The organism is Nocardioides sp. JS614 (genome assembly GCF_000015265.1).
GTDB lineage: Bacteria > Actinomycetota > Actinomycetes > Propionibacteriales > Nocardioidaceae > Nocardioides.
This window is the reverse complement of sequence record NC_008699.1, coordinates 3354998-3380961: the sequence shown is the minus strand read 5'-3', so window position 1 is coordinate 3380961 and position 25964 is coordinate 3354998. Positions and strand designations below refer to the sequence as shown.

The following is a 25964-nucleotide window of genomic DNA, read 5'->3' as shown; positions in this document are numbered from 1 at the left end:
AATGTGTTGACTGTCAAGGGCGGCGGTCGTTTACTGGTGACCATGGTCACCAGTCCTGAGGCTCGTTCCACGCTGCGCGGCACCCCGGTCGTTCCTGCCGTTGCCTACGGGCCCGCCGTGCTCGTTCGCTCCGAGGTCTCGCCGGACGCGATCGCCCGGTTCGACCCCTCCGGCCTCGATCCCGAGACCGCCCTGCAGACCTACGAGAGCGCCGCCCAGTCGGTCTCCGACGGGTTCGCGCGCAAGGCCGAGAAGGCCTCGGGGGCGGCGGCAGAGGTGCTCACCGCGAGCGCCGGCCTGGCCCGCGACAAAGGGCTACGGGGCGCGGTGCGCAAGCACCTGTCCGCGGGGGACGACCTGCTCGCGGCGGTCCACGCCGGCGTCGAGCAGTTCGTCACCGTGTTCACCGGCATGGGCGGGCTGATGGCCGAGCGGGTCACCGACCTGCGCGACATCGAGCGCCGGATCGTGGCCCGGCTGGTGGGCGAGCCCGAGCCCGGTGTGGTCGTGCCCGAGACGCCCGCAGTGCTGCTTGCCGAGGACCTCGCGCCCTCTGATACCGCCGGTCTCCATCCGGCGGTGGTGCTCGGCCTGGTGACCGAGCGCGGTGGGCCGACCAGCCACACCGCGATCATCGCCCGCCAGCTCGGCATCCCCTGCGTCGTCGGGGTCCACGGGGCGATGGCCGTCCCGGCCGGGACCCCGCTGCTCCTCGACGGGGTCGCCGGCACCGTCGAGCTCGGTCCCGACCCCGCCACGGCGCAGGAGCGGGTCGCCGCGGACGCCGCCCTGCGCGCCGCTCTCGCCTCGTGGTCCGGGCCGGGCGGGACCGCCGACGGCGTACCGGTGAAGATCCTCGCGAACGTCGCCGACGGTGAGTCCGCCCGCGCCGCGAGCAGCGCGCCCGTGCAAGGGGTCGGGCTCTTCCGCACCGAGCTGTGCTTCCTCAACCGCCAGGACGAGCCGTCGGTCGAGGAGCAGGCGAGCATCTACGGCGAGGTGCTCGGCGCCTTCGGCAACGAGCGGTACGTCGTGGTCCGCACGCTGGACGCCGGCTCGGACAAGCCGGTCGCGTTCGCCACCCATGTCGGCGAGGAGAACCCCGCGCTGGGCGTGCGCGGGCTGCGGCTGTCCTTCGACAACCCGGGCCTGCTCGACCGCCAGCTCGAGGGCATCGCCAAGGCGGCCGCGGCCACCGGCACCGAGGCGTGGGTGATGGCGCCGATGGTGGCCACCGTCGCCGAGGCCGCGGAGTTCTCGACCAAGGTCCGCGCCCACGGGCTGAAGGCCGGCGTGATGATCGAGGTCCCGAGTGCCGCCCTGCTGGCGCACCGGGTGCTCGAGGTCGTCGACTTCCTCTCGATCGGCACCAACGACCTGACCCAGTACACGATGGCCGCCGACCGGATGGCCACCGACCTGGCGCACCTCACCGACCCCTGGCAGCCGGCCGTGCTGCAGCTGATCGCGATCACCGCCGAGGCCGGCTTCCACGCCGGCAAGCCGGTCGGCGTCTGCGGCGAGGCCGCCGCCGACCCGCTGCTGGCGTGTGTCCTGGTCGGGATGGGCGTCACCTCGCTGTCGATGGCGGCGGCCGCCGTGCGCCCCGTCGGCGCCCGCCTCGCGACGGTCCCCATGGACCTGTGCGAGGACGCCGCCGAGGTCGCCCTCGCCGCCACCGACCCGGCCTCCGCCCGCGACGCGGTGCGCACGCTGCTGCTGGGCTGAGGACGGTTTCCCCGGTTCACCGGGGATGTTGGAACTTCTGGCCCGAAGTTTCGCCCCAACAGTTCCGGTTTCCCCGGTTCACCGGGGAAACCGACCCCCCGCCGCAGGCGCTAGGCCGCCAGTCCCGACCGGGACGTTTCCGGGTCGGGCCGGTTGGAAACGGGGAGGTGACGGCCCAACCGGGGCCGCTGCGAAAGGAACCACCATGGGATACGGACTGGGAATCTTCCTCCTGGCCCTCGGCCTGATCCTGGCCCTGGCCGTGACCGACAGCATCTCGAACGTCGACCTGACGATGGTCGGCTGGATCCTTGCCGCCGCCGGCGCCCTGGTACTCGTGCTGACCGCGGCGACGCTGGCCCGGGCGCGACGCTCGACCGCGGTGACGACCCATGCCGACGGGAGTCGGACGGTCAGTGAGCGCCGCGACGACGTACCGCCGGCCGTCTGACCCGGGCGCTCACCGGTCCTGGACGATCCGCGGGCGTGCCTCGGGGCGCAGCCAGGTCAGCAGCCAGCGCATCTGGCGCGGGTTCCCGACCTGGGTGCAGCCCGCCGTCGGCGCCCACCGGTGGCCGGGCTTGGAGGTGTGGTAGAAGATCCCGCTCCCCTTGCCCGGCACCGGCCGCGGGCCGACCCCGGGCCGCAGCCGGACGCGGTTGTAGTCGACGACCCAGCCGGACCGCATCGACGGCCGGTCACCGCTGGTCACCCCGCGGGCCTCGAGCCAGGTGTTGTAGTTCGGCCCGGCGGAGGAGGAGACCACCGAGGTCGGCCGCCGGCGCCGCCAGGGCATCTCGCCGGGATTCTCCGACCCGGTCGTGAACGTGACCTTGATCCGATAGACCCCGACGGGTGAGCGGTTGTCGCCCTCGCGCTGCTTGCCCCACCCGCGCAGGCCGATCGTCGAGCGGAACTCGCGCGCCTTGCTCCAGTGCCCGTCGCCATCGCGTTCCCACGCCTGGGTGACCGTGCACCACACCTTGCGGCAGAACTGGTGGCTCGAGATCGTGCGCACGACCTGCGTCGTACGTTCCGGCACCAGCGGCGCCCACGGTGGCGTCCACGCGCGGCCGCGGGTGCCGGGCTGTTCCAGTGCCTGCGTGGGCGCGGGCGCCGCCATCAGCATGGTCACCGCGAGGGCGGCCGCGGTCGCCGCGGCTGCGAGGATGGTCCGAGGGGCCCGAGTCACGCTGAGATGATCGCACGATCATCGCACGATGATCGCCCGCTCGATTGGGCCGGCGCAGCGGTCCCGCGCTACGATTCTCCGGTTGCCTGCCTGCAGGCGACCTGCCGTCCAACGGCCGCGGAACCAGAGTGCCCGGGTGAACAGGCCCCGGCGCGCCGCGCAGCGAGAGAGCCCGAGAGGGCCGGAAGGAGCCCGCATGTCGATCGGTACCGACGCGGAGACCAAGAAGAAGATCATCGCCGAGTACGCCAAGACCGAGGGCGACACCGGCTCGCCCGAGGTGCAGATCGCGCTGCTCAGCCACCGGATCAGCCACCTGACCGAGCACCTCAAGCAGCACAAGCACGACCACCACAGCCGTCGTGGCCTCCTGCTGCTGGTCGGCCAGCGCCGCCGGCTGCTCAACTACCTCCAGAAGACCGAGATCGAGCGCTACCGGTCGATCGTCGAGCGTCTGGGGCTCCGTCGATAGCCGACGCGCACTCCGTCTTGTCAGGACACGCGCCGGACGTCCGCTCAGTCAGGGCGGCGGCCGGCGCGTTTCCTCTTCTCGGAGGAACTTGGCTAGATTCACCGTGAACAACATCTGAAAACACCCAGGAGCGACCCGCCCCGTTCTGGCTCGGTCCTCGGTAGTGGCTCTCAGCATCCGGCCGGCTCTGCCGCGCAGATCTGCGGGCCTCGATCGAAGACCGGCTCGCAGCAGCGGGACGCCGCGGATCGCTCCGCGACAGAAGAGGGACACACCCTTGACCGACCCCGAGATCTCTGCCGTCGAGACCGTTCTGGACAACGGCAAGTTCGGCACCCGCACCGTCAAGTTCGAGACCGGCCTACTGGCCCGGCAGGCTGCCGGCGCCGTGACCGCCTACCTCGACGAGGACACCATGCTCCTGTCGGCCACCACGGCCGGCAAGCACCCGAAGGACCACTTCGACTTCTTCCCGCTCACCATCGACGTCGAGGAGCGGATGTACGCCGCGGGCAAGATCCCCGGCTCGTTCTTCCGCAGCGAGGGCCGTCCGGGCGAGGACGCGATCCTCACCTGCCGCCTCATCGACCGGCCGCTGCGCCCGACCTTCAAGAAGGGCCTGCGCAACGAGGTCCAGGTCGTCATCACCGTGATGGCGCTCAACCCCGACACGCCGTACGACGTGCTCGCGATCAACGCCGCCTCGCTCTCCACCCAGCTCTCGGGCCTGCCGTTCTCCGGCCCCGTCGGCGGCGTCCGCGTGGCGCTGATCGAGGGCCAGTGGGTCGCCTTCCCGACCCACAGCCAGCTCGAGAACGCCGTGTTCGACATGGTGGTCGCCGGACGCGTCACCGAGACCGGTGACGTCGCGATCATGATGGTCGAGGCCGAGGCCACCGAGCAGACCTGGGACCTGGTCCGCTCCGGCACCCAGGCGCCGACCGAGGAGATCGTGGCCGGCGGTCTCGACGCCGCCAAGCCGTTCATCAAGCAGCTCTGCGAGGCGCAGGTCGAGCTGGCGAACGTCGCGGCGAAGCCGGTCCAGGACTTCCCCGTCTTCCTCGACTACGAGGACGACGTGTACGACGCGGTCGAAGCGGCCGTGAAGGCCGAGCTGGCCGCGGCGATGAAGATCGCCGACAAGCAGGAGCGCAACGACCGCACCGACGAGCTCAAGGACGAGGTCCTGGCCAAGCTCGGCGAGCAGTTCGAGGGCCGTGAGAAGGAGATCGGCGCGGCGTTCCGCTCGGTCAACAAGCAGGTCGTCCGGGAGAGCATCCTGCGCGACAAGGTCCGCATCGACGGCCGCGGCCTGGCCGACATCCGGCCGCTGCACGCCGAGGTCGGCGTGATTCCGCGGGTGCACGGCTCGGCGCTGTTCGAGCGTGGGGAGACCCAGATCCTGGGCGTCACGACGCTGGACATGCTCAAGATGGAGCAGCAGCTCGACACGCTCTCGCCGGAGAAGCACCGCCGTTACATGCACAAGTACGTCTTCCCGCCGTTCTCCACCGGCGAGACCGGCCGGGTCGGCTCGCCGAAGCGCCGCGAGGTCGGCCACGGCGCGCTGGCGCGCCGGGCGCTGCTGCCGGTGCTGCCCACGCGCGAGGAGTTCCCCTACGCGATCCGCCAGCTCTCCGAGGCGATGGGCTCCAACGGCTCGACCTCGATGGGCTCGGTCTGCGCGTCCACGCTCGCACTGCTCCAGGCCGGTGTGCCGCTGAAGGCCCCGGTCGCCGGCATCGCGATGGGCCTGGTCTCCGGCGAGATCGACGGCCAGCTCCAGTACGTCGCCCTCACCGACATCCTCGGTGCCGAGGACGCGTTCGGCGACATGGACTTCAAGGTCGCCGGCACCCGCGAGTTCGTCACCGCGCTGCAGCTGGACACCAAGCTCGACGGCATCCCGGCCGAGGTCCTCGCCCAGGCGCTGACCCAGGCGCGCGACGCCCGCCTGACCATCCTCGACGTGATGGCCGAGGCCATCGACGAGCCCGAGGAGATGTCGGCGTACGCCCCGCGGATCATCACGATCACGATCCCGGTCGACAAGATCGGCGAGGTGATCGGCCCCAAGGGCAAGATCATCAACCAGATCCAGGACGACACCGGCGCGTCGATCTCGATCGAGGACGACGGCACGATCTACATCGGTGCGACCAACGGCGAGGCGGCCGAGGCGGCCAAGAACGCCGTCAACGCGATCGCCAACCCGACCATGCCCGAGGTCGGCGAGCGCTACCTCGGCACGGTCGTCAAGACGACCAACTTCGGCGCGTTCGTCTCGCTGATGCCCGGCAAGGACGGCCTGCTGCACATCAGCAAGCTCCGCTCGCTGGCCGGCGGCAAGCGGGTCGACGCGGTCGAGGACGTCGTCTCGGTCGGCCAGAAGATCCAGGTCCAGATCGCCGAGATCGACGACCGCGGGAAGCTGTCGCTGGTCCCGGTCGTCGAGGGCGACCAGGCCGACTCCGACACCGCCGAGGCCGGCTCCGAGGAGGAGTGACGCCCCGGTCGGCCGAAGCCTCACCGGTGACCCGCCAGAGCAGCTCTGGCGGGTCACCGTCTTCCCGGGGCACGACGCGCACGCTGCAGACGACCACCGACGCCGACGGCCAGGTGACCTCGCGGGTGCGGCGTACGGTCCTGCCCTCGGGACTGCGGGTGATCAGCGAGCACCAGGCGGGCGTCCGGTCCGCGGCGATCGGCGTGTGGGTGGGGGTCGGCTCGCGCGACGAGAGCCCCAGCCTGCACGGCTGCTCGCACTTCCTCGAGCACCTGCTGTTCAAGGGCACGACGGAGCGCTCGGCGCTGGACATCTCGGTGGCGCTGGACGCGGTGGGCGGTGAGTTCAACGCGTTCACCGCGAAGGAGTACACCTGCTTCCACGCCCGGGTGCTCGACGAGGACCTGCCGCTGGCCGTGGACGTGCTCGGAGACATGATCACCGCCTCGACGCTCACCGCCGAGGACGTCGAGGCCGAGCGCGACGTGATCCTCGACGAGATCGCCATGCACGATGACGATCCTGACGACGTCGTGCACAACCTGTTCGCGGAGCAGGCCTGGGGAGACACCCCGCTCGGCCGGCCGATCGCCGGCACCGTCGGCTCGATCCGCTCGCTCAGCCGCGACCAGGTGCGCCGCTTCTACCGGCGTCACTACCGGCCCGCGAACGTCGTGGTCGCGGCCGCCGGGAACGTCGACCACGCCCAACTGGTGCGCCAGGTCCGTACGGCGTTCGCCCGCAACGGCTGGCTCGACGGGCGCGACACTCCGGTGGTGCCGCGGCACGGCACCCGCAAGCGGGTCCGGCCCGGGGTGCTCGCCACGACCCGGCCGTTCGAGCAGGTCAACGTGGTCCTCGGCATGGAGGGCCTGCGCCGCGACGACGACCGCCGCTTCGCCCTGGGCGTGCTCAACACCGCCCTCGGCGGCGGCACCTCCTCGCGGCTGTTCCAGGAGGTTCGCGAGCGTCGTGGGCTCGCGTACTCGGTCTTCTCCTTCGCCACCCACCACGCCGACTCAGGACTGGTCGGCGTGTCGGTCGGCTGCCTGCCGAACAAGCTCGACGACGTCCTCGCCGTCGTGCGCGAGGAGCTGGCCAAGGTCGCCGAGTCCGGCATCACGGCCGAGGAGCTGGCCCGCGGCAAGGGTCAGCTGCGGGGCGGGCTGGTGCTGGGGCTCGAGGACTCCGCGTCCCGGATGTCCCGCATCGGCAAGGCCGAGCTGGTGCACGACCGGTTGATGAGCATCGACGAGGTGATCGCCCGCATCGACGGCGTCACGCTCGAAGAGGTCCAGTCGATCGCGGCCGAGGTCTTCGCCCGGCCCGAGATCCTCGCGGTGGTCGGCCCGGCGTAGCGGATCGAGGTGGCCCCGAGCCAGGCCGGCCCGGCGGCTGGATCGCACGATCGACGACCGGCTGCACCGCCGCCTCGATGCCGAGTCGGACGCGGCGCTGTCCAGGCGGATGCGCTTCCCGGTCGACGGGGATCCGGTATCACCGACGCGCCCGGTGACTCCTGGTAGCAACGGCCCGTCCCAGGAGGGCCGATGATCCGGGAGGACAACCATGAGTCTCACCGAAACCAGCGAGGTCTTCGTCGCCGTCGAGGAGTCGGCGCTCAACGACCTCATCACCGCGGTGTGCACCACCAGGCCACACCTGCTCGACTACGGATCGCCGGCCTTCGTGCCCGCTTCCAGCGTCTCGGCCACCCAGATGGCCCCGATCCCGTTCCCGGGGTCCCCGGGGCTGCAGTGGTCGGTACGGCTGAGCACCCCCGTGCTGGACCTGTTCAAGCAGGACGTGGCGCTGCCGCCCGAGCTGAGCCTCGGGGCCGGTCAGTTCAGCCTGTCGACCAGGGTCCGGCTGTGTGTCGACTGCGCCTCCCGCGGCCGCAACGAGCCGCCGGGGGAGGACCCGAAGGGCCACGACCACCCCGAGCACGACCCCAAGGACCCGGACCACCGCGACGACCGCGACGACCCGCTGTGGCCCGACGACCGCGACGACTGGGGCAAGGCGCGCAATCCGACCTGCTGCGTGCTCGACGTCTTCGCCGTCGGGCACCTGGTGAGCACCTGGGCGGGTGGGCAGCAGGCCATCGGGTTCGCCCTCGACTCGGTCGAGATCGTCGACATCGAGCCCAACGCGCTCGAGTCGGTGATCGAGTGCCTGCTCACGATGGTGCTGCGCTCGGTGCTCGCCACCCTGTCGCTCCCCGTCACCGCGCTCGAGCTGGGCGCGTTCACCCTGACCCCGACCCAGGGGCCCCTGATCGACGTCAACCGGGTCCTCGCCCGCGGCGACTTCTAGGAGGTAGTCATGTCAGAGATCATCGCCGCCATCGACGAGGGCGCGGCCCAGCAGCTGTTCGACACCGAGGTCGCCGCGCTCGGGCCGCAGTCCACGAGCGGGTCCTCCTCGCTCGGCCCGTTCACCGTGTCGTACGCCGTGACCGGGACGCTGTCCAACGGGACCGTCGACCTGATCGCCCCGGCCACCGTCGAGATCGCCGACCTCAGACTGGACTGGCACGTCGACCTGAGCTTCCAGCTCGACATCGGGGACTTCATCCCCGACATCCACATCCCGCAGGTGTGCGTCCACATCCCCTGCGTCGGGGACGTGTGCACGCCGAAGATCGACATCGTCTGGCCGACGGTGACGGTGCCGGTGTCCTTCGGCGACTACGTGTTGACCACCGTCGACCTCGGCGTGGCGCTGAGCCTCGTCGCCGGTGCCTGGACGGTGGAGGGCATCGTCCAGGGCGTGCCGAGCCTGCAGTTCGGCGCGTCGACCGCCGCCCTCCTGGCCGCCATCGGCCTGGCGGTCTCGGCGGCCGTCGCCTGGGTGCCGCTGATCGGGCCGTTCCTGGCGGTCCTCGTCGGCGCCGTCGTCGCCGCGATCGGCATCGCCGGGCTGACCGGACTGTTGGGGCCGCTCATCACGCCCTTCGTGTCGGGCACCCGGTTCCCGATCACCGAGGTCCCCGCCCACTTCGAGGTGCTGCCCGCCTCCGGGCCCTTCGACCCCGCCGTGTTCGTGACGGTCACGAGCCTCGGCGCCGAGGTCCAGAACAACCCGCCCGAGGACGAGCTGGTCGTCCTCGCCGACATCCAGCCCTGAGGAGCACTGTCATGACCGAGTACCTGGACAGCCGCGCGCTGCGCAACATCGACTGCTACGGCCAGCGCTTCATGAGGCCGGGCACCTACCCCTACGCCCTGGTCCCGGCCGGCGGCGCCGGTGCCGGCGGCGACTTCCCGTACGTCGTCGAGGTCGGCGAGCCGTCCTCGAAACGGGAGCGCGACATGCACCAGACGACCGTCACCGTGTCCTTCGTCAAGGAGCGCCACGGCGACTGCTGCGACGAGCGCACCGTCGACCCGGGCCGGTTCGTGCCCGACCAGGAGCGCGTGACGGTCGAGGCCGGCGACATGGTGGTGTGGAACTCACCCGACGCGGCCGCCCGGCCGTTCGCCGTGGCCGGCCAGAAGGAGTTCTTCGGCAGCAGCGTCCTGACCAACGAGTGCGGCTACACCCACGTCTTCACGACGCCGGGGGAGCACGAGTACGTCGACGCGAACGGCTCGGGCCTGCGCGGGGTGGTCCGGGTCAAGGACCCCAGGCCGCGCAACGCGGAGGAGCTGCGCGCCTGGCAGTCCCGCCTGGGCGAGGGGACGCTCGTCCTGATCAGCGACGGCCGGCCCGAGCCGGCCGAGGTCGAGGTCGTGCTGGGGCAGACGGTGTTCTTCGCCGTCGTCACGGGTCCGGGGGTGACCATCACCGACGCCGCCCTGGTCGCGGAGCGACCGCACGAGGCGGGAGCGGCTTAGGCGTCGGTCCCCGGGGTCGTCGGCCCGGACGGCACGGCCCGGTCTCACCGTCGGAGCTCGGCCACCTCTGCCAGGCGCTGGAGCTTGTGGGGGTTGCGGATCGCGTAGATCTGCGCGATCCGGTGGCCCTCGATGACGAACGAGACGGCCGTGTCGTTCTGGCCGCCGGGATCGATGCGCGCCGCGATGCCGCCGTTGAGGTCGACGATGACGGCCGTCGTGCCGGGCGCGAGCTCGGCGAAGCGGGCCATCACCGGGGCGAGCCGGGCCGCCCCGCGCACGGGACTCGGGACGGTCGGGACCAGGCCGCCGCCGTCGCCCACGAGGAGCACGTCCGGAGCGAGCACGTCGAGCAGTCCCACGACGTCGCCGGTCGTCAGGGCGGCGAGGAACCGCTCGACCACCCGCTCCTGCTCCGCACGGCTCACCGAGGTCCGGGGCCGGCGGGCCGCCACGTACTTGCGGGCCCGGGACGCGATCTGGCGCACCGCAGCGGAGGACTTGTCCAACGCCGCCGCGATCTCGTCGTAGGGCACGTCGAAGACCTCCCGGAGCACGAAGACCGCACGCTCGGTCGGCAGCAGTGTCTCGAGGACCGCGAGCATGGCGATCGACACGCTCTCCGCGAGCTCGACGTCCTCGGCGACGTCGGGGCTGGTGAGCAGCGGCTCGGGGAGCCACTCGCCGACGTACTCCTCCCGCAGCCGGGTGAGCGTACGCAGCCGGTTGAGGGAGAGCCGGGTGACGATCCGCACGAGGTAGGCACGGGGATCTCGGACCTCACCACGGTCGGCGGCGGGCAGGGCTGCCCAGCGCAGCCAGGTCTCCTGCACCACGTCCTCGGCGTCGGCGACCGACCCGAGCATCTCGTAGGCGACGGTGAACAGCAGGCTGCGGTGAGCGACGAAGGGGTCCTCGCTCATGAGGCAGAGGCTACGTGCGGTCGCTCGGCGAGGGGCTTCAGGCCGCACGCCGCGGCGAACCCGTCCGACTCGATGCCGAGCGCGATGTTGCCGCGCGTGGTCATGTTCGCGAACGAGATCACCGACGTGAGCTCCACGACCGCGGCGGCACCCAGCTCGGCGTGCAGCCGGTCCACGAGTTCGTCGGTGACCGTGGGCGGCGTCTGGCTCATCGCCTCGGCGTACTCCAGGACGTCGCGCTCGAGCGACGTGAAGACGTCCGTCTCGCGCCACCGCGGGATCTGGCGCGCCTTCTCGACGTCCAGTCCCGAGTTGTGTGCCTCGAAGTAGTTGAAGTCCAGGCACCACGTGCAGCCGACGAGCGACGCGACCGCCATGTGGGCGAAGGACTTCAGGCCCTCGTCGCAGGCGTCCCACTTCTGCAGCTTGCCTCCGAGGCCGAAGGTGGCGAACAGCACCTTGGGGTTGTGCCAGTAGATCCCGACCGCGGTCGGGACCTTGCCGAGCTTCTTCTCGATCATCCGCTTGATCAGGGCACCCTTGAGGCCGGTGATCTCGGCCGGGGGGATGCGGGTCGCGTGGTCCGTGGTTGTCGTGGTCATGCCATGGAGACACCGGTGCGGCCGCGGATGTGACATCGGAGGGCCGGCGACTGTGGGACTCCTACCGCACCAGCAGCACGGCGCCGGCGCAGCCGCAGGCCCACAGCACGCTGGTGAAGGTGCCGATGATGAAGCGCTCGGCGGCGCCGGTGCGGACGCCGTCCTCAGCGGCGCGCAGCTCGGGGTAGCGGCCCAGGCCCTTGACGGCGAGGACGACGGCGAGGCCCTCGGGCCAGCCGGCGACCAGGGCGGAGAAGATCGCGAGGCGCTCCAGCGCGCCGATCCAGGCGCCGCCGCGCAGCACGCGACCCGCGGTCTGCATCGACTCCGTCGGCGTCTCCCGCCGGTCGACGAGCTCGAAGACCAAGGCGGTGAGCGGTCCGCCGCCGGCGACGGCGAGCGCGCCGCCGAGCAGCGCCAGCACCGTCGTCAGGCCGCGGCCGTCGACCACGACGTCTGGCGGGGCTGCGGCGACGACCCCCGCGGCCAGGAGCAGGAGCAGGGCCGCCGGCGCCCAGATCCGGCGCGCCGCGGTGGCCCAGGCGGCGGCCGCGCACACGAGTCCGGCGGCGAGCAGCACGAGCACCAGCGCTCCCCAGCTCTCAGCACTCACGGCCGCTCCTCCAACAGGGTCCGGGCAAGGACCGCCGCGAGCTCCTCGGCGCGGCGGGCCTCGACGATGCCCGCGGCCTGCGCGCGCTGGCTGACCGCGGACTGGCTGATGGCCAGGCGGGTGCCGGCCTCGGCGTACGACATGCCCTGCGCGACGAGATCGGCGACCTCCCAGCCGCGGGAGGTGCGCCGGGCCAGCACCGCGGCCCACAGCCAGAGCGTGGTCTCGAGCGCGCGCCCGGCCCAGTGGTCGGCGACCACGCGCACGTGCCAGGGGCTGGTCTTGGCCTCGGAGACCGCCGTGCGGGCCTGGAGGTACGCCGGGCCCCGGCCGGCCCGGGCGTGGTCCGGGAGCGGCTCCTCGACCGGGCCCACGCCGATGCCGACGTACCACGTGTCGTCGCGCAGCAGCTCGCCGAGCGCGGCTGCGACGGCGTCCGGGTCGTCGAGGACCCCCTGGAGCTCGTCGCCGGCAGTCCGCTCGAACGCCAGCAGCGTCGGCAGGGGAGCGAGGCGGGTCAGCACCGCGGGGATCCGGTCCTCGGAGTGGCGACTGCCGCGCTGGTCCACCGTCAGCACGATCACACTCGACATGAGGCTCCTCCCTGAAGAACAGAGTGCATTAGAAGATAACCTAATGCAAGCAACGCTTCAGGAAATATCCTAACGGCGTCCGATGATGCCCACGACCGGTGGCGCCTTCTGGTCCACGACCGAGACCCGGAAGCCACCCTCGGCCAGCGCGGCCGAGGCCTTCTTCACGATCGTCGGGACCAGTTCGGGCCGGCTGGCCTCGTAGAACAAGAACACCTCGCCGCCCGGGACGACCCGGTCGTGCAGCAGCGCCACCTCGTCGACGCAGGAGCGCACCCAGAACAGGTTGACGTTGAACGCGAACACCTTGTTCAGCCGCTTGACCGGCACTCGCAGCGTGGCCAGGTCGATCTGGCGCACGGTCAGCCGTCCGGACTCGATGAAGCGCGCGCAGCGCCGCTTGGTGCGGTCGACCCCGGACTCGGAGCGGTCGATCGCGAACAGCTTGCCGGTCTCCAGCCGCTCGCAGATCAGCTCCGCGCCGGCGCCGGGCCCACAGCCGATCTCCAGGACGTGGTCGGACGGCTGGACGTCCATGATGTCCACCGCCCACCTGATCCGGGGCGGGATCGTCTGCACTGCCATGGCCACAGACTGCCAGAAGCCGAGCACCGCGTGGAGGAGCGGCTCACCCGTGCTCACTCCTAGTAGGTTGTCCGCGTGATGAAGGTGGGTGTGCTCGGCGCGCGCGGCAAGGTCGGCTCCGAGGTCTGCCGTGCGGTCGACGCCGCCGACGACCTGGAGCTGGTCGCGCAGGTCGACGCCGATGACGAGATCGACGCGCTGGTGACCTCCGGCGCCCAGGCGGTCGTCGACTTCACCCATCCCGACGTCGTCATGGACAACCTCGAGTTCTGCGTCGACCACGGGATCCACGCCGTGGTCGGCACGACCGGGTTCGACGACGCCCGACTCGACCTGCTGCGTGGCTGGCTCGCCGACTCCCCGGGGACCGGTGTCCTGGTCGCGCCCAACTTCTCGATCGGCGCGATCTTGATGATGCGCTTCGCCGCGGTCGCGGCGCCGTTCTTCGAGTCGGTCGAGGTCGTCGAGCTGCACCACCCGACGAAGGCCGACGCGCCGTCCGGCACGGCACGTCGTACGGCGGAGCTGATCGCGGCAGCGCGCCGCGAGGCCGGTGTCGGGCCGGTGCCTGACGCCACCACCACGGCGCTCGAGGGCGCGCGCGGCGCGGACGTCGACGGGATCCGCGTCCACGGTCTGCGGATCCGCGGCCTGGTCGCCCACCAGGAGGTGATCCTCGGTGGGGTGGGGGAGACCCTCACCATCCGGCACGACTCCCTGGATCGGGCCTCGTTCGCCCCCGGCGTGCTCACCGGGCTGCGCTCGATCGCCGACCACCCGGGGCTCACGGTCGGACTGGAACACTTCCTCGACCTGGACTGATCGGCCGGAAGAACTCCGCTTCTGCACGTTCCTGCATTGCAGGAATCCGCACATCGCAACGGCTTCCCGATCTCGTTGTGGCTGGCAGGCTACGTCTCCTTCGTAGTCCCACCCATCGATGAAGAAGGACTCTCACATGCGCAGAATCTCGGGCGTCGCCACGGCGGCGGTTCTCGCTCTCACCGCCGTCGGCATCCAGTCCGGCGCCAGCCAGGCCGTGACCGAGCGGCCGAACGCGGTCCAGGCCCTGCTCGCCCATCCGGGCGCGGCGCTGGCCAGCAACGGAACGGCGTTCACGGTCACCCACACCGTGACCGACGCCGACGGCAGCACCCACGTCCGCATGGACCGCACCTACCGTGGCCTGCCCGTGCTCGGTGGGGACCTGGTCGTCCACCGCGGTACCCAGGGCGGGTGGCGCGGGGTGAGCCAGACCCTCGAGAACGAGGTGCACGTCTCGACGACGCCGGCGGTCGGGAAGGCCGCCGCGGCCGTCCGGGCGCTCGCGCCGGCGAAGGCGACGCGCGGCACCACCGGCGCGAAGACGCAGTCGACCCGCCTGGTCGTCGACGCGACCACCGGCACTGCTCGGCTCGCGTGGGAGGTCATCACCGGCGGCACCCAGCAGGACGGCACGCCGAGCCGGCTGGCGACGTACGTCGACGCCCGGACCGGCGCGGTGATCCGCCGCGAGCAGCAGATCCAGACCGCGGACGGCTCGGGCCAGTCGCTCTACTCCGGGACCGTGCCGCTGCAGCTGACGCTGTCGGGCTCGACGTACCAGCTCAAGGACCCGACCCGGGGCAACACCTACACGACCGACATGGGCAACGCGAGCGACTCCCTCGGCTGCCAGTACTTCGGCTTCAACTGCAAGACCGGCACCCTGTTCACCAGCCCGGACAACCTGTTCGGCAACGGCGCGACGAGCAGCCGGGAGTCGGCCGCCGTGGACGCGCAGTACGGCACGAACATGACGTGGGACTTCTACAAGTCGACCTACGGGCGCAACGGGATCTTCGGGACCGGCGCCGGCTCCTACAACCGGGTCCACTACGGCAAGAACTACGTCAACGCGTTCTGGGACGGCACCAAGATGACGTACGGCGACGGCGACGGGACCAACTACGGACCGTTGGTCTCGCTGGACGTGGCCGGTCACGAGATGTCGCACGGCGTCACCGAGAACACCGCCGGACTGGCCTACTCGGGCGAGTCCGGTGGTCTCAACGAGGCGACCTCGGACATCTTCGGCACGATGGTGGAGTTCTTCGCCGCCAACGCCAACGACCCGGGCGACTACCTGATCGGCGAGGAGTTCGACCTCAAGAACCACCTCGGCTTCCGGCGGATGGACAACCCGGCCTCGGACGGCAGCTCCTTCAACTGCTGGTCGTCGACCGTCGGGAGCGCCGACGTCCACTACTCCTCGGGCGTCGGGAACCACTTCTTCTACCTGCTCGCCGAGGGCTCGGGCGCCAAGACCATCGGCGGCGTCGCCCACAACAGCCCGACCTGCAACGGCTCGACGGTGACCGGCATCGGCCGGGACGCCGCGAGCGCGATCTGGTACCGCGCGCTCACGGTCTACATGACCTCCAGCACCAGCTACGCCGGCGCCCGCACCGCCACGTTGAACGCGGCGCGGGACCTGTACGGCGCGGGCAGCGCGCAGCAGAACGCCGTGGCCGCCGCGTGGAGCGCGGTCAGCGTCAACTGACGGTCCCGGTGACCGAGCTCGGACTCGGGTGACCGAGCTCGGACTCCGGTGATCGAGCTTGTCGAGATCCCGGGGCATGCGCAGGGCGGTGACCGTGGTGGTCGCCGCCCTGCCTTCGCTTGCGGGGTTTCGAGGCTCAGGCGCTAGCGCGCCTTCGCACCTCAACCAGCGCCAGGCCCCTCCGCTCGGCGGTGGGTTTCGACGCGCCCGTCACGGCCTCGCAGGCTCGGCCGTGGGGCTTGCTCAACCTCCCCGTTGCCACGCCCTGACCGACTTCGTCGGGCAACCCTCCGCTCGGCGGTGGGTTTCGACGCGCCCGTCACGGCCTCGCAGGCTCGGCCGTGGGGCTTGCTCAACCTCCCCGTCGCCACGCCCTGACCGACTTCGTCGGGCAACCCTCCGCTCGGCGGTGGGTTTCGACGCGCCCGTCACGGCCTCGCAGGCTCGGCCGTGGGGCTTGCTCAACCTCCCCGTCGCCACGCCCTGACCGACTTCGTCGGTCAGGGCTCGACGGTGACCTTGATGGCTTCGCCGTTCTGGACGATGGTGAACGCGTCGAGGACGTCGGAGAGGGGGATGTGGCGGGTGATCAGGTCCTTGACAGGGACCTGGCCGGTGGAGATGTACTCCAGTGCACGCTTGTTGTGCTCGGGGGCCGAGCCGTTGGCACCGTGGATGTGCAGCTGGCGGTAGTGCACCAGGTTGGAGTCGCAGGTGATCGTCGGGTTGGTCTTCGGCAGGCCGCCGAAGAACGAGATCCGACCGTTGCGGGCGGCCATCGAGATCGCCTGCTCCTGGGTGATGTTCGCGGCGGTCGCGGTGATCACGACGTCCGCCCCGCGCCCGCCCGTGAGCTCCATGACTCGGGCGACGACATCGACCTCGGCGGCGTTGATCGTCTCGTCGGGCTGGACGGCGTCGGCCGACATCTTCAGCCGGTCGGCGTTCACGTCGACGAGGTAGACCGGGCCGGCCTGGTGCACACCGCGGGCGATCCGGATGTGCATGCAGCCGATCGGGCCGGCGCCGAAGACGACCACGGTGTCGCCGGGCTCGATGCCGAGGAGCTCCTGGGCGTTGATCGCGCACGCGAACGGCTCGGCCGCCGAGGCCTCGTCGTACCCGACGTTGTCGGGGATCCGGTTGAGCCCGTCGACCTTGAGCACCTGCCTGGGCACGATCATGTACTCGGCGAAGCCGCCGTCGTACTGGTAGCCCATCGAAGTCTGGTTCTGGCAGACGGCCATCCAGCCCTTCTGGCACTCGTAGCACTCACCGCACGGCACCGCGGCGATCACCTGGACACGGTCGCCGGCAGCCCAGCTCGAGCCGTACGTCACGTTCACGTCGGCGCCGACCTCGACGACCTCGCCGGCGATCTCGTGGCCGATGGTCCGCGGGGGAGTGAGGTTCTGGTGGCCGTTGTGGAGGATCTTGACGTCGGTGCCGCACGTCGAGCAGTTGCGCACCCTCAGCTTGACCTCGTCGGGGCCGCACGTCGGCTCCGGCACCTCCTCCAGTCGCACGTCCTCCGGTGCGTAGAAGCGCAGGGCCTTCATGGATCATCTCCTGTCGGGAAGTCGGTGGGGCACCCACCGTAGCACCGTTTATCTGTGTTTATCTGTGAACATGTGGCTCTAGACCCTTGACGAGGCGTTTTTCGCGGGGATATACAGGCAATCACAGATTCGTCATGGCGCTCGTCACATTTCGGTGCGGGCCCTCGACGACCAGGCCCGACCAGCCTGCGCAGGCTGGAGCCTCAGGAGGAAGAGCAGCATGGCCACAGCCACGCAGACACCTGCCGAGCGAACCTCGACTCGCGTCCACGTCCAACGCTTCGGGACGTTCCTGTCCAACATGGTGATGCCCAACATCGGCGCGTTCATCGCGTGGGGCCTCATCACCGCGATGTTCATCGAGGTCGGGTGGTTGAACCTCGGCGGCGGCGACCACGGATGGCTCGGCCCGGGAAGCTGGGTCGCTCATATCGGCGGCTGGGGAGACTACGCCGGTGGCGGGATCGTCGGCCCGATGATCACCTACCTGCTGCCGGTGCTGATCGGCTACACCGGCGGCAAGATGGTCTACAACGACCTGGTCCGCGGCGGCGTGGTCGGCGCGATCGCCACCTTCGGCGTCATCGCCGGCACCAGCGTCCCGATGTTCATGGGCGCGATGATCATGGGCCCGCTGGCCGGCTGGTCGATGAAGAAGATCGACAGCACGTGGGACGGCAAGATCAAGCCGGGCTTCGAGATGCTGGTCGACAACTTCTCGGCCGGCATCTGGGGTGGCATCCTCGCCACCTTCGGCTTCTTCGCGCTCAGCGACGTCCTGACCTGGATCTCGGACCGGCTCGGCGACGGCGTCGAGTTCCTGGTCGAGCACGACCTGCTGCCGTTCGCCTCGTTCGTGATCGAGCCCGCCAAGGTGCTGTTCCTCAACAACGCGCTCAACCACGGCGTGCTGACCCCGCTCGGTCTCGCGGAGTCCGCCGACAGCGGCAAGTCGATCCTGTTCCTGCTCGAGGCCAACCCGGCCGCCGGTATCGGCCTGCTGCTCGCGTACAGCATCTTCGGCAAGGGGCTGGCCAAGGCCTCCGCGCCCGGCGCCGCGATCATCCACTTCTTCGGCGGTATCCACGAGGTCTACTTCCCGTTCGTGCTGATGAAGCCCAAGCTGATCCTCGCGATGATCGCCGGTGGCTTCACCCAGATCCTGATCAACGTCATCTTCTCCAGCGGTCTGCGTTCTCCCGCAGCGCCGGGCTCGGTGTTCGCGGTCTACATCTCCGCGCCGACCGACCTGCGGAACCTCACCGGTGTCACGCTGTCGATCCTCGGCGGCGCGGCGGCGTCGTTCTTCGTCGCGGCCATCCTGCTCAAGACCGACAAGACGATCGAGGCCGAGGACGAGCTGGTCAGTGCCACCGCGAACATGGAGGCGATGAAGGGCAAGAAGTCCATCGCGTCCTCGCTCGTCGGCTCCTCGACCGCGCACTCCGGCGCGATCACCAGCATCGTGTTCGCCTGCGACGCCGGCATGGGCTCCTCGGCGATGGGCGCCTCGGTGCTCCGCAAGAAGATCCACGGCGCCGGCTTCACCGACGTGACCGTGGTCAACAAGGCCATCGCGAACCTCACCGACAGCTACGACCTGGTCGTCACCCACCAGGACCTGACCGACCGCGCCCGGCTGAAGACCGGCTCGGCGATCCAGGTGTCGGTCGAGAACTTCATGGGCAGCCCGCGGTACGACGAGATCGTCGAGCTGGTCCGGGAGCGCAACGGCGGCGCGGCGCCGGCGTCGGTCGGCTCCGCCGACGCAGAGGAGCCTGCTCTAGCCGGTGGGCTCCTGGCCGACGACGCGATCGTCCTGGACGCGCCCGCGGGGGAGTCGCGCGACGCGGCCATCACCCGCGCCGGTGAGCTGCTGCTCGCGAGCGGTGCCGCCACCCGGGCCTACGTCGAGGCGATGCACACCCGCGAGGGCTCGGTCTCCACGGCGATGGGCAACCTGCTGGCGATCCCGCACGGCACCAACGAGGCGAAGACCGAGGTCAGCCGCACGGCGCTCTCCTTCGTCCGCTACCCCGAGCCGATCGACTGGAACGGCAAGCCGGTGCGCTACGTGGTGGGCATCGCGGCGATGGGCAACGAGCACCTCAAGCTGCTCGGCCGGATCGCCGAGGTGTTCGTCGACCCCGAGCAGGTGCGCCGGCTCGAGGAAGCGGGCTCGGCCGCCGACGTCCGTGCGGTTCTCGGTGAGGTCCAGCCGGTCTAGCCGGAGAACCAGCCGCAGAACCGGCTAGAACACCAGGCGGACCAGGGCTGCTGCCAGGGCGGCGCCGAACACCACCACCAGGAACGGCGCCCGCACCAGCAGCAGCACCACCGCCACCATGACCCCGAGGGCACGAGCATCGATCACGAGCTCGTGCCCTCGGGCCATCACCTGCACGGCGACCAGGGCCGAGAGCAGCGCCACCGGGATGAGGTCGGCGATCCGCTCGACCAACGGGCGCTCGAGGACCCGGGGCGGCACCGAGAGGCCGGCCAGCTTGAGCAGGTAGCAGCCCGCCGCCGCGACCAGCACGGCCACCCACATCATCGCTGGTCCCGCGCGAGCGCGCCCGCTACCAGGGCCACCGCCGCCGCGGCGAGCACCGGTACCCCGGCCGGAACCAGTGGTACGACGCCGAGGGCGACCGCCGCGGCGGCCGCGCCGACCAGCTGGTTGCGGCGCGAGTGCAGCCGCGGCCAGAGCAGGGCGAGGAACGCGGCGCCGACGGCCGCATCGAGGCCGTAGGTGCGCGGGTCGCCGAGCGCGTTGCCGGCCACCGCCCCGGCGGCGGTGGCGACGTTCCAGAGCACGAAGATCGAGCCGCCGGTCCACGTGAACGCCAGGCGGGCCGCCGGCCTCGACTCCCGGGTCACCGCCATCGCCGTCGACTCGTCGATGAGGACATGGGCGCCGAGCACCCGACGCCAGCCGCGCCAGGCGAGCAGGGGCGCCATCCGCAGACCGTAGAGGGTGTTGCGGGTGCCGAGCAGCAGGGCGGTCAGGGCGCCGGACAGTGGCGCGCCGCCGGCGGCGACCACGCCGACCAGGGCGAACTGGCTGGCGCCGGTGAAGACCAGCAAGGACAGCGCGCACGTCTGGGCCACCGAGAGCCCGGCGGCCACCGAGATCGCGCCGAACCCCACGCCGTACGCACCGGTCGCGATACCGACGCCGAGGCTGTCGCGGATGATCGACGACCGCGTCGAGGGGTCGAGGGCGTCAGGGGGCGCAGGGTCGGAAGGCGCGGCGCTCACGCCCCGACGGTAGTCGGCGCCGGGTCAGTGCCGGCGCACCCGCACCGCGCGTGGACGGTGGTGGAAGTCGTGCAGGAGCACGTAGCCCAGCAGCAGTCCGGCCAGCGCGCCCCACGCGGCGCCGGCCGCGGCAGCGGCGGGTGCACTGGCGAACTGTGCGATCCAGATCCCGGAGACGACGCCTACCGCGAGGACGGTGGCGATGACGAGCATGCGGTGCAACGGCGGGAGTGGACCGAACACGAGTGGCCCCCGATCTGGAGTGGAACTCCATCGTGCACCCGTTGCCGGGGATTTCAAGGGGAACGATCTAAGAGATCGCCGTGTGCAGCCGAACCTGCTTGACCAGCGTGGTGCCCTCGCCGTCGAGGTCGAGCTCGCGGTGGGCGGTGTCGGGTGCCCAGCCCGCCTCGGTGAGGAAGGTGCGCAGGGCGTCGTCGGTGCTGACCGCCCAGAGCACGGCCCGGGTGAACCGGTCGGCCTGCATGGTGTCGACCGCGGCCTGCAGCAGCCGGGAGCCGTGGCCGCGCCCCCGCTCGGCAGGGTCGACGGCCAGCTCGCGCAGCTCGGCGTCGGCGATCGGGTCGCAGTCGGGGTCGCTGGCCGGGGTCGTGACCGCCAGGCCGACGACCCGGTTGCGCTCCAGCGCCACGAGCACCCGGTTGCGGGCGTCCTTGGGGGCGCTCAACGAGGCCCGCCAGGCCGCTGCCGCCGGCTCGACCTGCTCCGGCCCCGGGAGCGCGTCGGCCGGGAGGACGTCGGCGTACACCTCCCGCCAGGTGCGCAGCTGGAGCTCGGCGATCGCCGGGGCGTCGTCGGCCCAGGCGACGCGCACCGAGACGTCGGCGGTGGGGCCCGGGGTGCTCATGCCGCCATCCTGACAGCCCCTCTGTGGTGTTACGGCGGCGCGTTCGGTGGGCTGTGATCTGTAACACTCGATGGTAGGTTGCCGGTGTGTCCTTCGAGGAGCTGCTGGCCGACGACGGCCGGGTCGAGCCGCGTGACGAGATGCCCGACGCCTACCGCCGCACGCTGGTGCGCCAGATCGCCCAGCACGCGCACTCCGAGATCATCGGCATGCAGCCGGAGGGCAACTGGATCAGCCGGGCGCCCAGCCTGCGCCGCAAGGCGATCCTGATGGCCAAGGTGCAGGACGAGGCCGGGCACGGGCTCTACCTGTACGCCGCGGCCGAGACGCTCGGCGTGGACCGCGAGGATCTGCTCGACGAGCTGCACACCGGCCGGCAGAAGTACTCCTCGATCTTCAACTACCCGACCCTCACCTGGGCCGACGTCGGTGCGATCGGCTGGCTGGTCGACGGTGCCGCGATCGTCAACCAGGTCCCGCTGTGCCGCTGCTCCTACGGCCCCTACGCCCGGGCCATGGTCCGGGTCTGCAAGGAGGAGTCCTTCCACCAGCGGCAGGGCTTCGAGATCCTCCACACGCTCTCCCACGGGACCCCCGCCCAGAAGGCGATGGCCCAGGACGCGGTCGACCGGTACTGGTGGCCGGCGCTGATGATGTTCGGGCCGCCGGACGCCGACTCGCCCCACTCCGCGCAGTCGATGGCCTGGGGGATCAAGCGGTTCTCCAACGACGAGCTGCGCCAGCGGTTCATCGACATGACCGTCCCGCAGTCCGAGGCGCTCGGGCTGACCCTGCCCGACCCCGAGCTGCGCTGGAACGAGGAGCGCGGCCACTACGACTCCGGCGCGATCGACTTCACCGAGCTGACCGAGGTGATCTCGGGGCGCGGGCCCTGCAACGCGCAACGGATGGCCCACCGGGTCAAGGCGCACGAGGACGGCGCCTGGGTCCGCGAGGCGGCCTCGGCGTACGCCGCCAAGCAGGCCGCGCGCGAGGGGGCCGCATGAGGGACTGGCCGCTGTGGGAGGTCTTCGTGCGCTCGCGTCGAGGGCTCTCGCACGTCCACGTCGGCTCCCTCCATGCCCCCGACGCGGAGTTGGCACTGCGCAACGCGCGCGACGTCTACACGCGCCGCCAGGAGGGGGTGTCGCTGTGGGTGGTGCCGTCGGCCGAGATCGTGGCCTCCGAGCCCGGGCAGCGTGACGCGTTCTTCGACCCGGCCGACGACAAGGTCTACCGGCACCCGACGTTCTACGAGATCCCCGAGGGGGTCGAGCATCTGTGAGTGCGCACCTCGACTACGTGGTCGGGCTCGCGGACGACGCGCTGGTCGCCGCGCAGCGCACCGGCTGGTGGATCAGCCGGGCGCCGCAGCTCGAGGAGGACGTCGCGCTGGCCAACATCGGCCTCGACCAGCTCGGCCAGGCCCGGGGCCTGCTCGCGCACGCCGCCACCATCGAGGGCGCCGGCCGCACCGAGGACGACCTCGCCTACCTGCGCGACGAGCGCGAGTTCCGCAACGTGTGGCTGGTCGAGCGCCAGCAGAGCGACTTCGGGGTCGCGATGGCGCGGCTGCTGGTGCTCTCCGCCTGGCAGGCCGAGCTGTACGCCGCCCTCGTGCACAGCACCGACCCGGTGCTGGCCGCCGTGGCCGGCAAGGCCGTCAAGGAGGTGGCCTACCACCTCGACCACGCCGGCCACTGGGTGCTGCGGCTCGGCGACGGGACCGAGGATTCGCACCGGCGGATGCAGGCCGCGCTCGACGCCGAGTGGCCCTACGTCGAGGAGCTGTTCACCCCGGTCGACCCCGCGCTGGTCGCATCCGGCGTGGCCGTCGACCCCGTCGGCCTGCGTGCGGGCGTCCTGCACACGATCGAGTCCGTGGTCCGGCAGGCGACCCTCACGGTGCCCGACGTCACCCCGGCGCGCGGCGGCGGCCGGCATGGCCTGCACACCGAGGAGCTCGGCTACCTGCTCGCCGAGATGCAGCACCTGCACCGCTCGCACCCAGGGGCGACCTGGTGAGGCCCGCGTGGAAGATCGCCGCCGACGTCCCGGATCCCGAGCTGCCGGTGGTGACCATCGCCGACCTCGGGATCCTGCGCGACGTGACCGAGGACGACCAGGGCCGCGTGCACGTCCAGATCACTCCGACGTACTCCGGGTGCCCGGCGATGGAGACCATCCGCGCCGACCTGATCGAGAGCCTGACCGCCGCCGGCTACCTGCACGTGGACGTCGAGTTCGTGCTCGCGCCGGCGTGGACGACCGACTGGATGACCGCGGAGGCCAAGGAGAAGCTGGCGGCCTACGGCATCGCGCCGCCCGGTGACCGGCCGGCGTCCGGCCTCCCGGGCCAGCCCCTGAGCCTGCCCCTGAGCGTGCGCTGCCCACAGTGCGGGTCGGTGGACACCCGGGAGTCGAGCCGCTTCGGGTCGACCGCCTGCAAGTCGCTGTGGGTGTGTCGCAGCTGCCGGGAGCCGTTCGACCACTTCAAGGCCCTCTGATGGGGCGGATCTGAGTGCCGGCCACCTTCCACTCGCTGCGGGTCGCGGCGATCGACGAGCTCACCGACGACGCGGTCGCGCTCACCTTCGACGTCCCGACGCCGCTGGCCGCTGAGTTCACCTTCGCCCCGGGCCAGCACGTCTCCATCCGCGGGGGCGATGACGTGCGCCGGTCCTACTCCATCTGCACCACGCCCTCCTCGGGGGTCCTGCGGATCGGCGTGAAGCGGCTGCCCGGCGGCGCGTTCAGCGAGGGCGTCCTCGGGAGCCTGCGGGTGGGGGACGACCTGGAGGTGATGACCCCGGCGGGCCGGTTCACGGCCGCGGTCGACCCCAGCGCTCGCCGTACCCACGTCGCGATCGCGGCCGGCTCCGGCATCACCCCGGTGCTCTCGATCGTCGCGGCGCTCCTCGAGGAGGAGCCGCACTCCTCGGTGCTGCTGCTCTACGCCAACCGCACGCACCGGTCGGTGATGTTCCTCGACGAGGTCCACGACCTCAAGGACCTGTTCCCGACCCGCCTGCAGGTCGTGCACGTGCTCTCCCGGGAGCAGCAGGAGGTGGAGCTGCTCTCCGGGCGCCTCGACGGCGATCGCCTACGACGGATCCTGGCCGCGCTGATGCCGGCCGAGGAGGTCGACCAGTGGTACCTGTGCGGCCCGCAGCAGCTCGTGACCGAGCTGCGGGCGACCCTCACGACCCTCGGGGTGGACCCCGCGTCCGTGCACAGCGAGCTCTTCCACGCCGACCCCGTGCAGCGGGCGCCGGTCTCGGTCCTCGACGGGTCACCCGAGGGCGCGGCGCGGGTGACCGTCCGCCTCGACGGGCGCTCGTCCGACCTGGACCTGCGGCCCGACGGCGTGTCGGTCCTCGAGGCTGCGCTGCGGGTGCGCTCGGACCTGCCGTTCGCCTGCAAGGGGGGAGTCTGCGGGACCTGCCGCGCCCGGCTGGTCGAGGGCACCGTCGCCATGGACGCCAACTACGCGCTCGAGCCGGACGAGATCGACCGGGGCTACGTGCTCACCTGTCAGTCCCACCCCACCTCCGAGCGGGTGGTCCTCGACTACGACGGCTGACCGCCGGGGTCCTAGGGTCGTCCTATGCAGACTCGCACCCTCGGCAGCAGTGGACTCAGGATCTCGGAGATCGCGTACGGCAACTGGCTCACGCACGGATCCCAGGTGGAGGAGGAGGCCGCGACCGCCTGCGTGCGGCAGGCCCTGGACGAGGGGATCACCACCTTCGACACCGCCGACGTCTACGCCAACACCGCCGCCGAGTCCGTGCTCGGCCGGGCGCTCGCCGGCGAGCGCCGCGAGGGCCTGGAGATCTTCACCAAGGTGTACTGGCCGACCGGGCCGGGCGGCCACAACGACCACGGCCTCTCGCGCAAGCACATCATGGAGTCGATCGACGGCTCGCTGCGCCGGCTCGGCACCGACTACGTCGACCTGTACCAGGCGCATCGCTACGACGACGAGACTCCGCTCGAGGAGACGATGGAGGCGTTCGCCGACGTCGTGCGGCAGGGCAAGGCGCTCTACATCGGTGTCTCGGAGTGGCGCGCCGAGCAGATCCGCGCCGCTCACGAGCTGGCCCGCGAGCTGAGGATCCCGCTGGTCTCCAACCAACCGCAGTACTCCATGCTCTGGCGCGTGATCGAGGCCGAGGTCGTGCCCACCTGCGTGGAGCTCGGTATCGGCCAGGTCGTCTGGTCGCCGATCGCGCAGGGCGTGCTCACCGGCAAGTACCTCCCCGGCCAGGCGCCGCCGGAGGGATCCCGCGCCACTGACGACAAGGGCGGCGCGACCATGATCGGCCGCTGGCTGCAGGACGACGTGCTCGAACGGGTCCAGCTGCTCGAGCCGATCGCCGCGGAGGCGGGGCTCTCGATGGCCCAGCTCGCGGTCGCCTGGGTGCTCCAGAACGACAACGTCTCGGCCGCGATCATCGGCGCCAGCCGCCCCGAGCAGGTCACCGACAACGTGGCGGCCGCCGGCGTACGCCTCGACGAGGACACCCTGAAGGCGATCGACGCCGTGGTCGACCCGATCGTCGAGCGCGACCCGGAGCAGACCAGGACGCCGCGCCGCCGCGACCTGCTCTGACCCACGCGGCCCGATGGCCACCGGGCACTGTCTACAGATCCAGGAGCAGGGCGAGCGTCTCGCGGA

Annotated in this window: 28 protein-coding genes; 17 read left to right on the top strand and 11 right to left on the bottom strand. The window is 71.2% G+C overall.

What is annotated here, in order from left to right:
• Window positions 1–42: 42 nt before the first annotated feature.
• On the top strand, window positions 43–1728 hold the full coding sequence (gene ptsP / locus NOCA_RS17595) for a phosphoenolpyruvate--protein phosphotransferase (protein ID WP_041547830.1): 1686 nt from the start codon (window positions 43–45) through the stop codon (window positions 1726–1728).
• A gap of 205 nt (window positions 1729–1933) precedes the next feature.
• Window positions 1934–2179 (top strand): DUF6458 family protein, encoded by a 246-nt coding sequence (locus NOCA_RS17590; protein ID WP_011756616.1) that lies wholly within the window; start codon window positions 1934–1936, stop codon window positions 2177–2179.
• Window positions 2180–2188: 9 nt separating this feature from the next.
• Here the strand turns inward: NOCA_RS17590 and NOCA_RS17585 are convergent, their stop codons facing one another.
• Entirely contained in the window at window positions 2189–2920 is a 732-nt protein-coding gene (locus NOCA_RS17585) for a L,D-transpeptidase family protein (RefSeq protein ID WP_238383367.1), read from the bottom strand.
• A gap of 196 nt (window positions 2921–3116) precedes the next feature.
• Between NOCA_RS17585 and rpsO the strand changes: the two genes are divergently transcribed.
• From rpsO to NOCA_RS17555, 6 genes are all read left to right on the top strand, one after another.
• Window positions 3117–3392, top strand: coding sequence for a 30S ribosomal protein S15 (rpsO, locus tag NOCA_RS17580; protein ID WP_011756614.1), 276 nt, complete (start codon window positions 3117–3119; stop codon window positions 3390–3392).
• A gap of 277 nt (window positions 3393–3669) precedes the next feature.
• Window positions 3670–5898: a polyribonucleotide nucleotidyltransferase gene (locus tag NOCA_RS17575; RefSeq protein ID WP_011756613.1), complete on the top strand. Its 2229-nt coding sequence runs from the start codon at window positions 3670–3672 to the stop codon at window positions 5896–5898.
• A gap of 26 nt (window positions 5899–5924) precedes the next feature.
• Window positions 5925–7256, top strand: coding sequence for a M16 family metallopeptidase (locus tag NOCA_RS17570; RefSeq protein ID WP_197687730.1), 1332 nt, complete (start codon window positions 5925–5927; stop codon window positions 7254–7256).
• Window positions 7257–7467: 211 nt separating this feature from the next.
• Complete coding sequence (locus NOCA_RS17565) at window positions 7468–8214, top strand: hypothetical protein (RefSeq protein ID WP_011756611.1); 747 nt, start codon at window positions 7468–7470, stop codon at window positions 8212–8214.
• A gap of 9 nt (window positions 8215–8223) precedes the next feature.
• Window positions 8224–9027 (top strand): hypothetical protein, encoded by an 804-nt coding sequence (locus NOCA_RS17560; RefSeq protein ID WP_011756610.1) that lies wholly within the window; start codon window positions 8224–8226, stop codon window positions 9025–9027.
• An 11-nt stretch (window positions 9028–9038) separates the two neighbouring features.
• Window positions 9039–9737, top strand: coding sequence for a cupredoxin domain-containing protein (locus NOCA_RS17555; RefSeq protein ID WP_011756609.1), 699 nt, complete (start codon window positions 9039–9041; stop codon window positions 9735–9737).
• Window positions 9738–9781: 44 nt separating this feature from the next.
• On the opposite strand, the gene NOCA_RS17550 is transcribed toward NOCA_RS17555, so the two are convergent.
• The 5 genes from NOCA_RS17550 to NOCA_RS17530 all read right to left on the bottom strand — a co-directional run bounded on the left by NOCA_RS17550 (window position 9782) and on the right by NOCA_RS17530 (window position 13053).
• Window positions 9782–10660, bottom strand: coding sequence for an RNA polymerase sigma-70 factor (locus NOCA_RS17550; protein WP_011756608.1), 879 nt, complete (start codon window positions 10658–10660; stop codon window positions 9782–9784).
• Window positions 10657–11262 carry a carboxymuconolactone decarboxylase family protein gene (locus tag NOCA_RS17545; RefSeq protein ID WP_011756607.1) on the bottom strand — a complete coding sequence of 202 codons (606 nt, stop codon included), beginning with the start codon at window positions 11260–11262 and terminating at the stop codon, window positions 10657–10659. The genes NOCA_RS17550 and NOCA_RS17545 overlap by 4 nt, the downstream gene beginning before the upstream one ends.
• Window positions 11263–11323: 61 nt before the next feature.
• On the bottom strand, window positions 11324–11875 hold the full coding sequence (locus NOCA_RS17540; protein ID WP_011756606.1) for a hypothetical protein: 552 nt from the start codon (window positions 11873–11875) through the stop codon (window positions 11324–11326).
• The gene (locus tag NOCA_RS17535) at window positions 11872–12468 is read right to left on the bottom strand and encodes a hypothetical protein (protein WP_011756605.1); all 597 of its coding nucleotides are present in this window, start codon (window positions 12466–12468) and stop codon (window positions 11872–11874) included. The genes NOCA_RS17540 and NOCA_RS17535 overlap by 4 nt, the downstream gene beginning before the upstream one ends.
• Window positions 12469–12537: 69 nt before the next feature.
• Window positions 12538–13053 (bottom strand): class I SAM-dependent methyltransferase, encoded by a 516-nt coding sequence (locus tag NOCA_RS17530; RefSeq protein WP_011756604.1) that lies wholly within the window; start codon window positions 13051–13053, stop codon window positions 12538–12540.
• 75 nt (window positions 13054–13128) lie between these two features.
• Here NOCA_RS17530 and dapB point away from each other — a divergent pair, with 75 nt between their 5' ends.
• Together dapB and NOCA_RS17520 are read left to right on the top strand one after the other, a co-directional pair.
• Window positions 13129–13875, top strand: coding sequence for a 4-hydroxy-tetrahydrodipicolinate reductase (gene dapB, locus NOCA_RS17525; RefSeq protein WP_197687729.1), 747 nt, complete (start codon window positions 13129–13131; stop codon window positions 13873–13875).
• Between the two features lie 136 nt (window positions 13876–14011).
• Complete coding sequence (locus NOCA_RS17520) at window positions 14012–15595, top strand: M4 family metallopeptidase (protein ID WP_011756602.1); 1584 nt, start codon at window positions 14012–14014, stop codon at window positions 15593–15595.
• 500 nt (window positions 15596–16095) lie between these two features.
• On the opposite strand, the gene NOCA_RS17515 is transcribed toward NOCA_RS17520, so the two are convergent.
• Window positions 16096–17154, bottom strand: a complete 1059-nt coding sequence (locus tag NOCA_RS17515; RefSeq protein WP_011756601.1) for a zinc-dependent dehydrogenase — start codon at window positions 17152–17154, stop codon at window positions 16096–16098.
• Between the two features lie 220 nt (window positions 17155–17374).
• On the opposite strand from NOCA_RS17515, the gene NOCA_RS17510 reads away from it, so the two are divergent.
• Window positions 17375–19381, top strand: coding sequence for a PTS mannitol transporter subunit IICBA (locus tag NOCA_RS17510; RefSeq protein ID WP_011756600.1), 2007 nt, complete (start codon window positions 17375–17377; stop codon window positions 19379–19381).
• A 24-nt stretch (window positions 19382–19405) separates the two neighbouring features.
• On the opposite strand, the gene NOCA_RS17505 is transcribed toward NOCA_RS17510, so the two are convergent.
• The 4 genes from NOCA_RS17505 to NOCA_RS17490 form a co-directional block, all read right to left on the bottom strand.
• The gene (locus tag NOCA_RS17505) at window positions 19406–19708 is read right to left on the bottom strand and encodes an AzlD domain-containing protein (RefSeq protein ID WP_011756599.1); all 303 of its coding nucleotides are present in this window, start codon (window positions 19706–19708) and stop codon (window positions 19406–19408) included.
• A complete protein-coding gene (locus tag NOCA_RS17500; RefSeq protein ID WP_011756598.1) occupies window positions 19705–20415 on the bottom strand; it encodes an AzlC family ABC transporter permease in 711 nt (236 codons plus the stop codon). The genes NOCA_RS17505 and NOCA_RS17500 overlap by 4 nt, the downstream gene beginning before the upstream one ends.
• A gap of 24 nt (window positions 20416–20439) precedes the next feature.
• Window positions 20440–20637, bottom strand: a complete 198-nt coding sequence (locus NOCA_RS17495; protein ID WP_140404044.1) for a hypothetical protein — start codon at window positions 20635–20637, stop codon at window positions 20440–20442.
• An 88-nt stretch (window positions 20638–20725) separates the two neighbouring features.
• Window positions 20726–21283, bottom strand: coding sequence for a GNAT family N-acetyltransferase (locus NOCA_RS17490; RefSeq protein ID WP_011756596.1), 558 nt, complete (start codon window positions 21281–21283; stop codon window positions 20726–20728).
• Between the two features lie 86 nt (window positions 21284–21369).
• Here NOCA_RS17490 and paaA point away from each other — a divergent pair, with 86 nt between their 5' ends.
• Genes paaA through NOCA_RS17460 form a run of 6 tightly spaced genes read left to right on the top strand, consistent with a single transcriptional unit; the run spans window position 21370 to window position 25898 of the window.
• A complete protein-coding gene (gene paaA / locus NOCA_RS17485) occupies window positions 21370–22290 on the top strand; it encodes a 1,2-phenylacetyl-CoA epoxidase subunit PaaA (protein WP_011756595.1) in 921 nt (306 codons plus the stop codon).
• Complete coding sequence (paaB, locus tag NOCA_RS17480; protein ID WP_011756594.1) at window positions 22287–22568, top strand: 1,2-phenylacetyl-CoA epoxidase subunit PaaB; 282 nt, start codon at window positions 22287–22289, stop codon at window positions 22566–22568. Before paaA ends, paaB begins: the two co-directional genes overlap by 4 nt.
• Window positions 22565–23308, top strand: coding sequence for a 1,2-phenylacetyl-CoA epoxidase subunit PaaC (paaC, locus tag NOCA_RS28025; RefSeq protein ID WP_011756593.1), 744 nt, complete (start codon window positions 22565–22567; stop codon window positions 23306–23308). The genes paaB and paaC overlap by 4 nt, the downstream gene beginning before the upstream one ends.
• Window positions 23305–23790 carry a 1,2-phenylacetyl-CoA epoxidase subunit PaaD gene (gene paaD, locus NOCA_RS28020; RefSeq protein WP_011756592.1) on the top strand — a complete coding sequence of 162 codons (486 nt, stop codon included), beginning with the start codon at window positions 23305–23307 and terminating at the stop codon, window positions 23788–23790. The genes paaC and paaD overlap by 4 nt, the downstream gene beginning before the upstream one ends.
• Window positions 23791–23804: 14 nt before the next feature.
• Window positions 23805–24866, top strand: a complete 1062-nt coding sequence (paaE, locus tag NOCA_RS17465) for a 1,2-phenylacetyl-CoA epoxidase subunit PaaE (protein ID WP_011756591.1) — start codon at window positions 23805–23807, stop codon at window positions 24864–24866.
• A gap of 24 nt (window positions 24867–24890) precedes the next feature.
• Window positions 24891–25898, top strand: a complete 1008-nt coding sequence (locus NOCA_RS17460; RefSeq protein ID WP_011756590.1) for an aldo/keto reductase family protein — start codon at window positions 24891–24893, stop codon at window positions 25896–25898.
• Window positions 25899–25964: the final 66 nt, after the last annotated feature.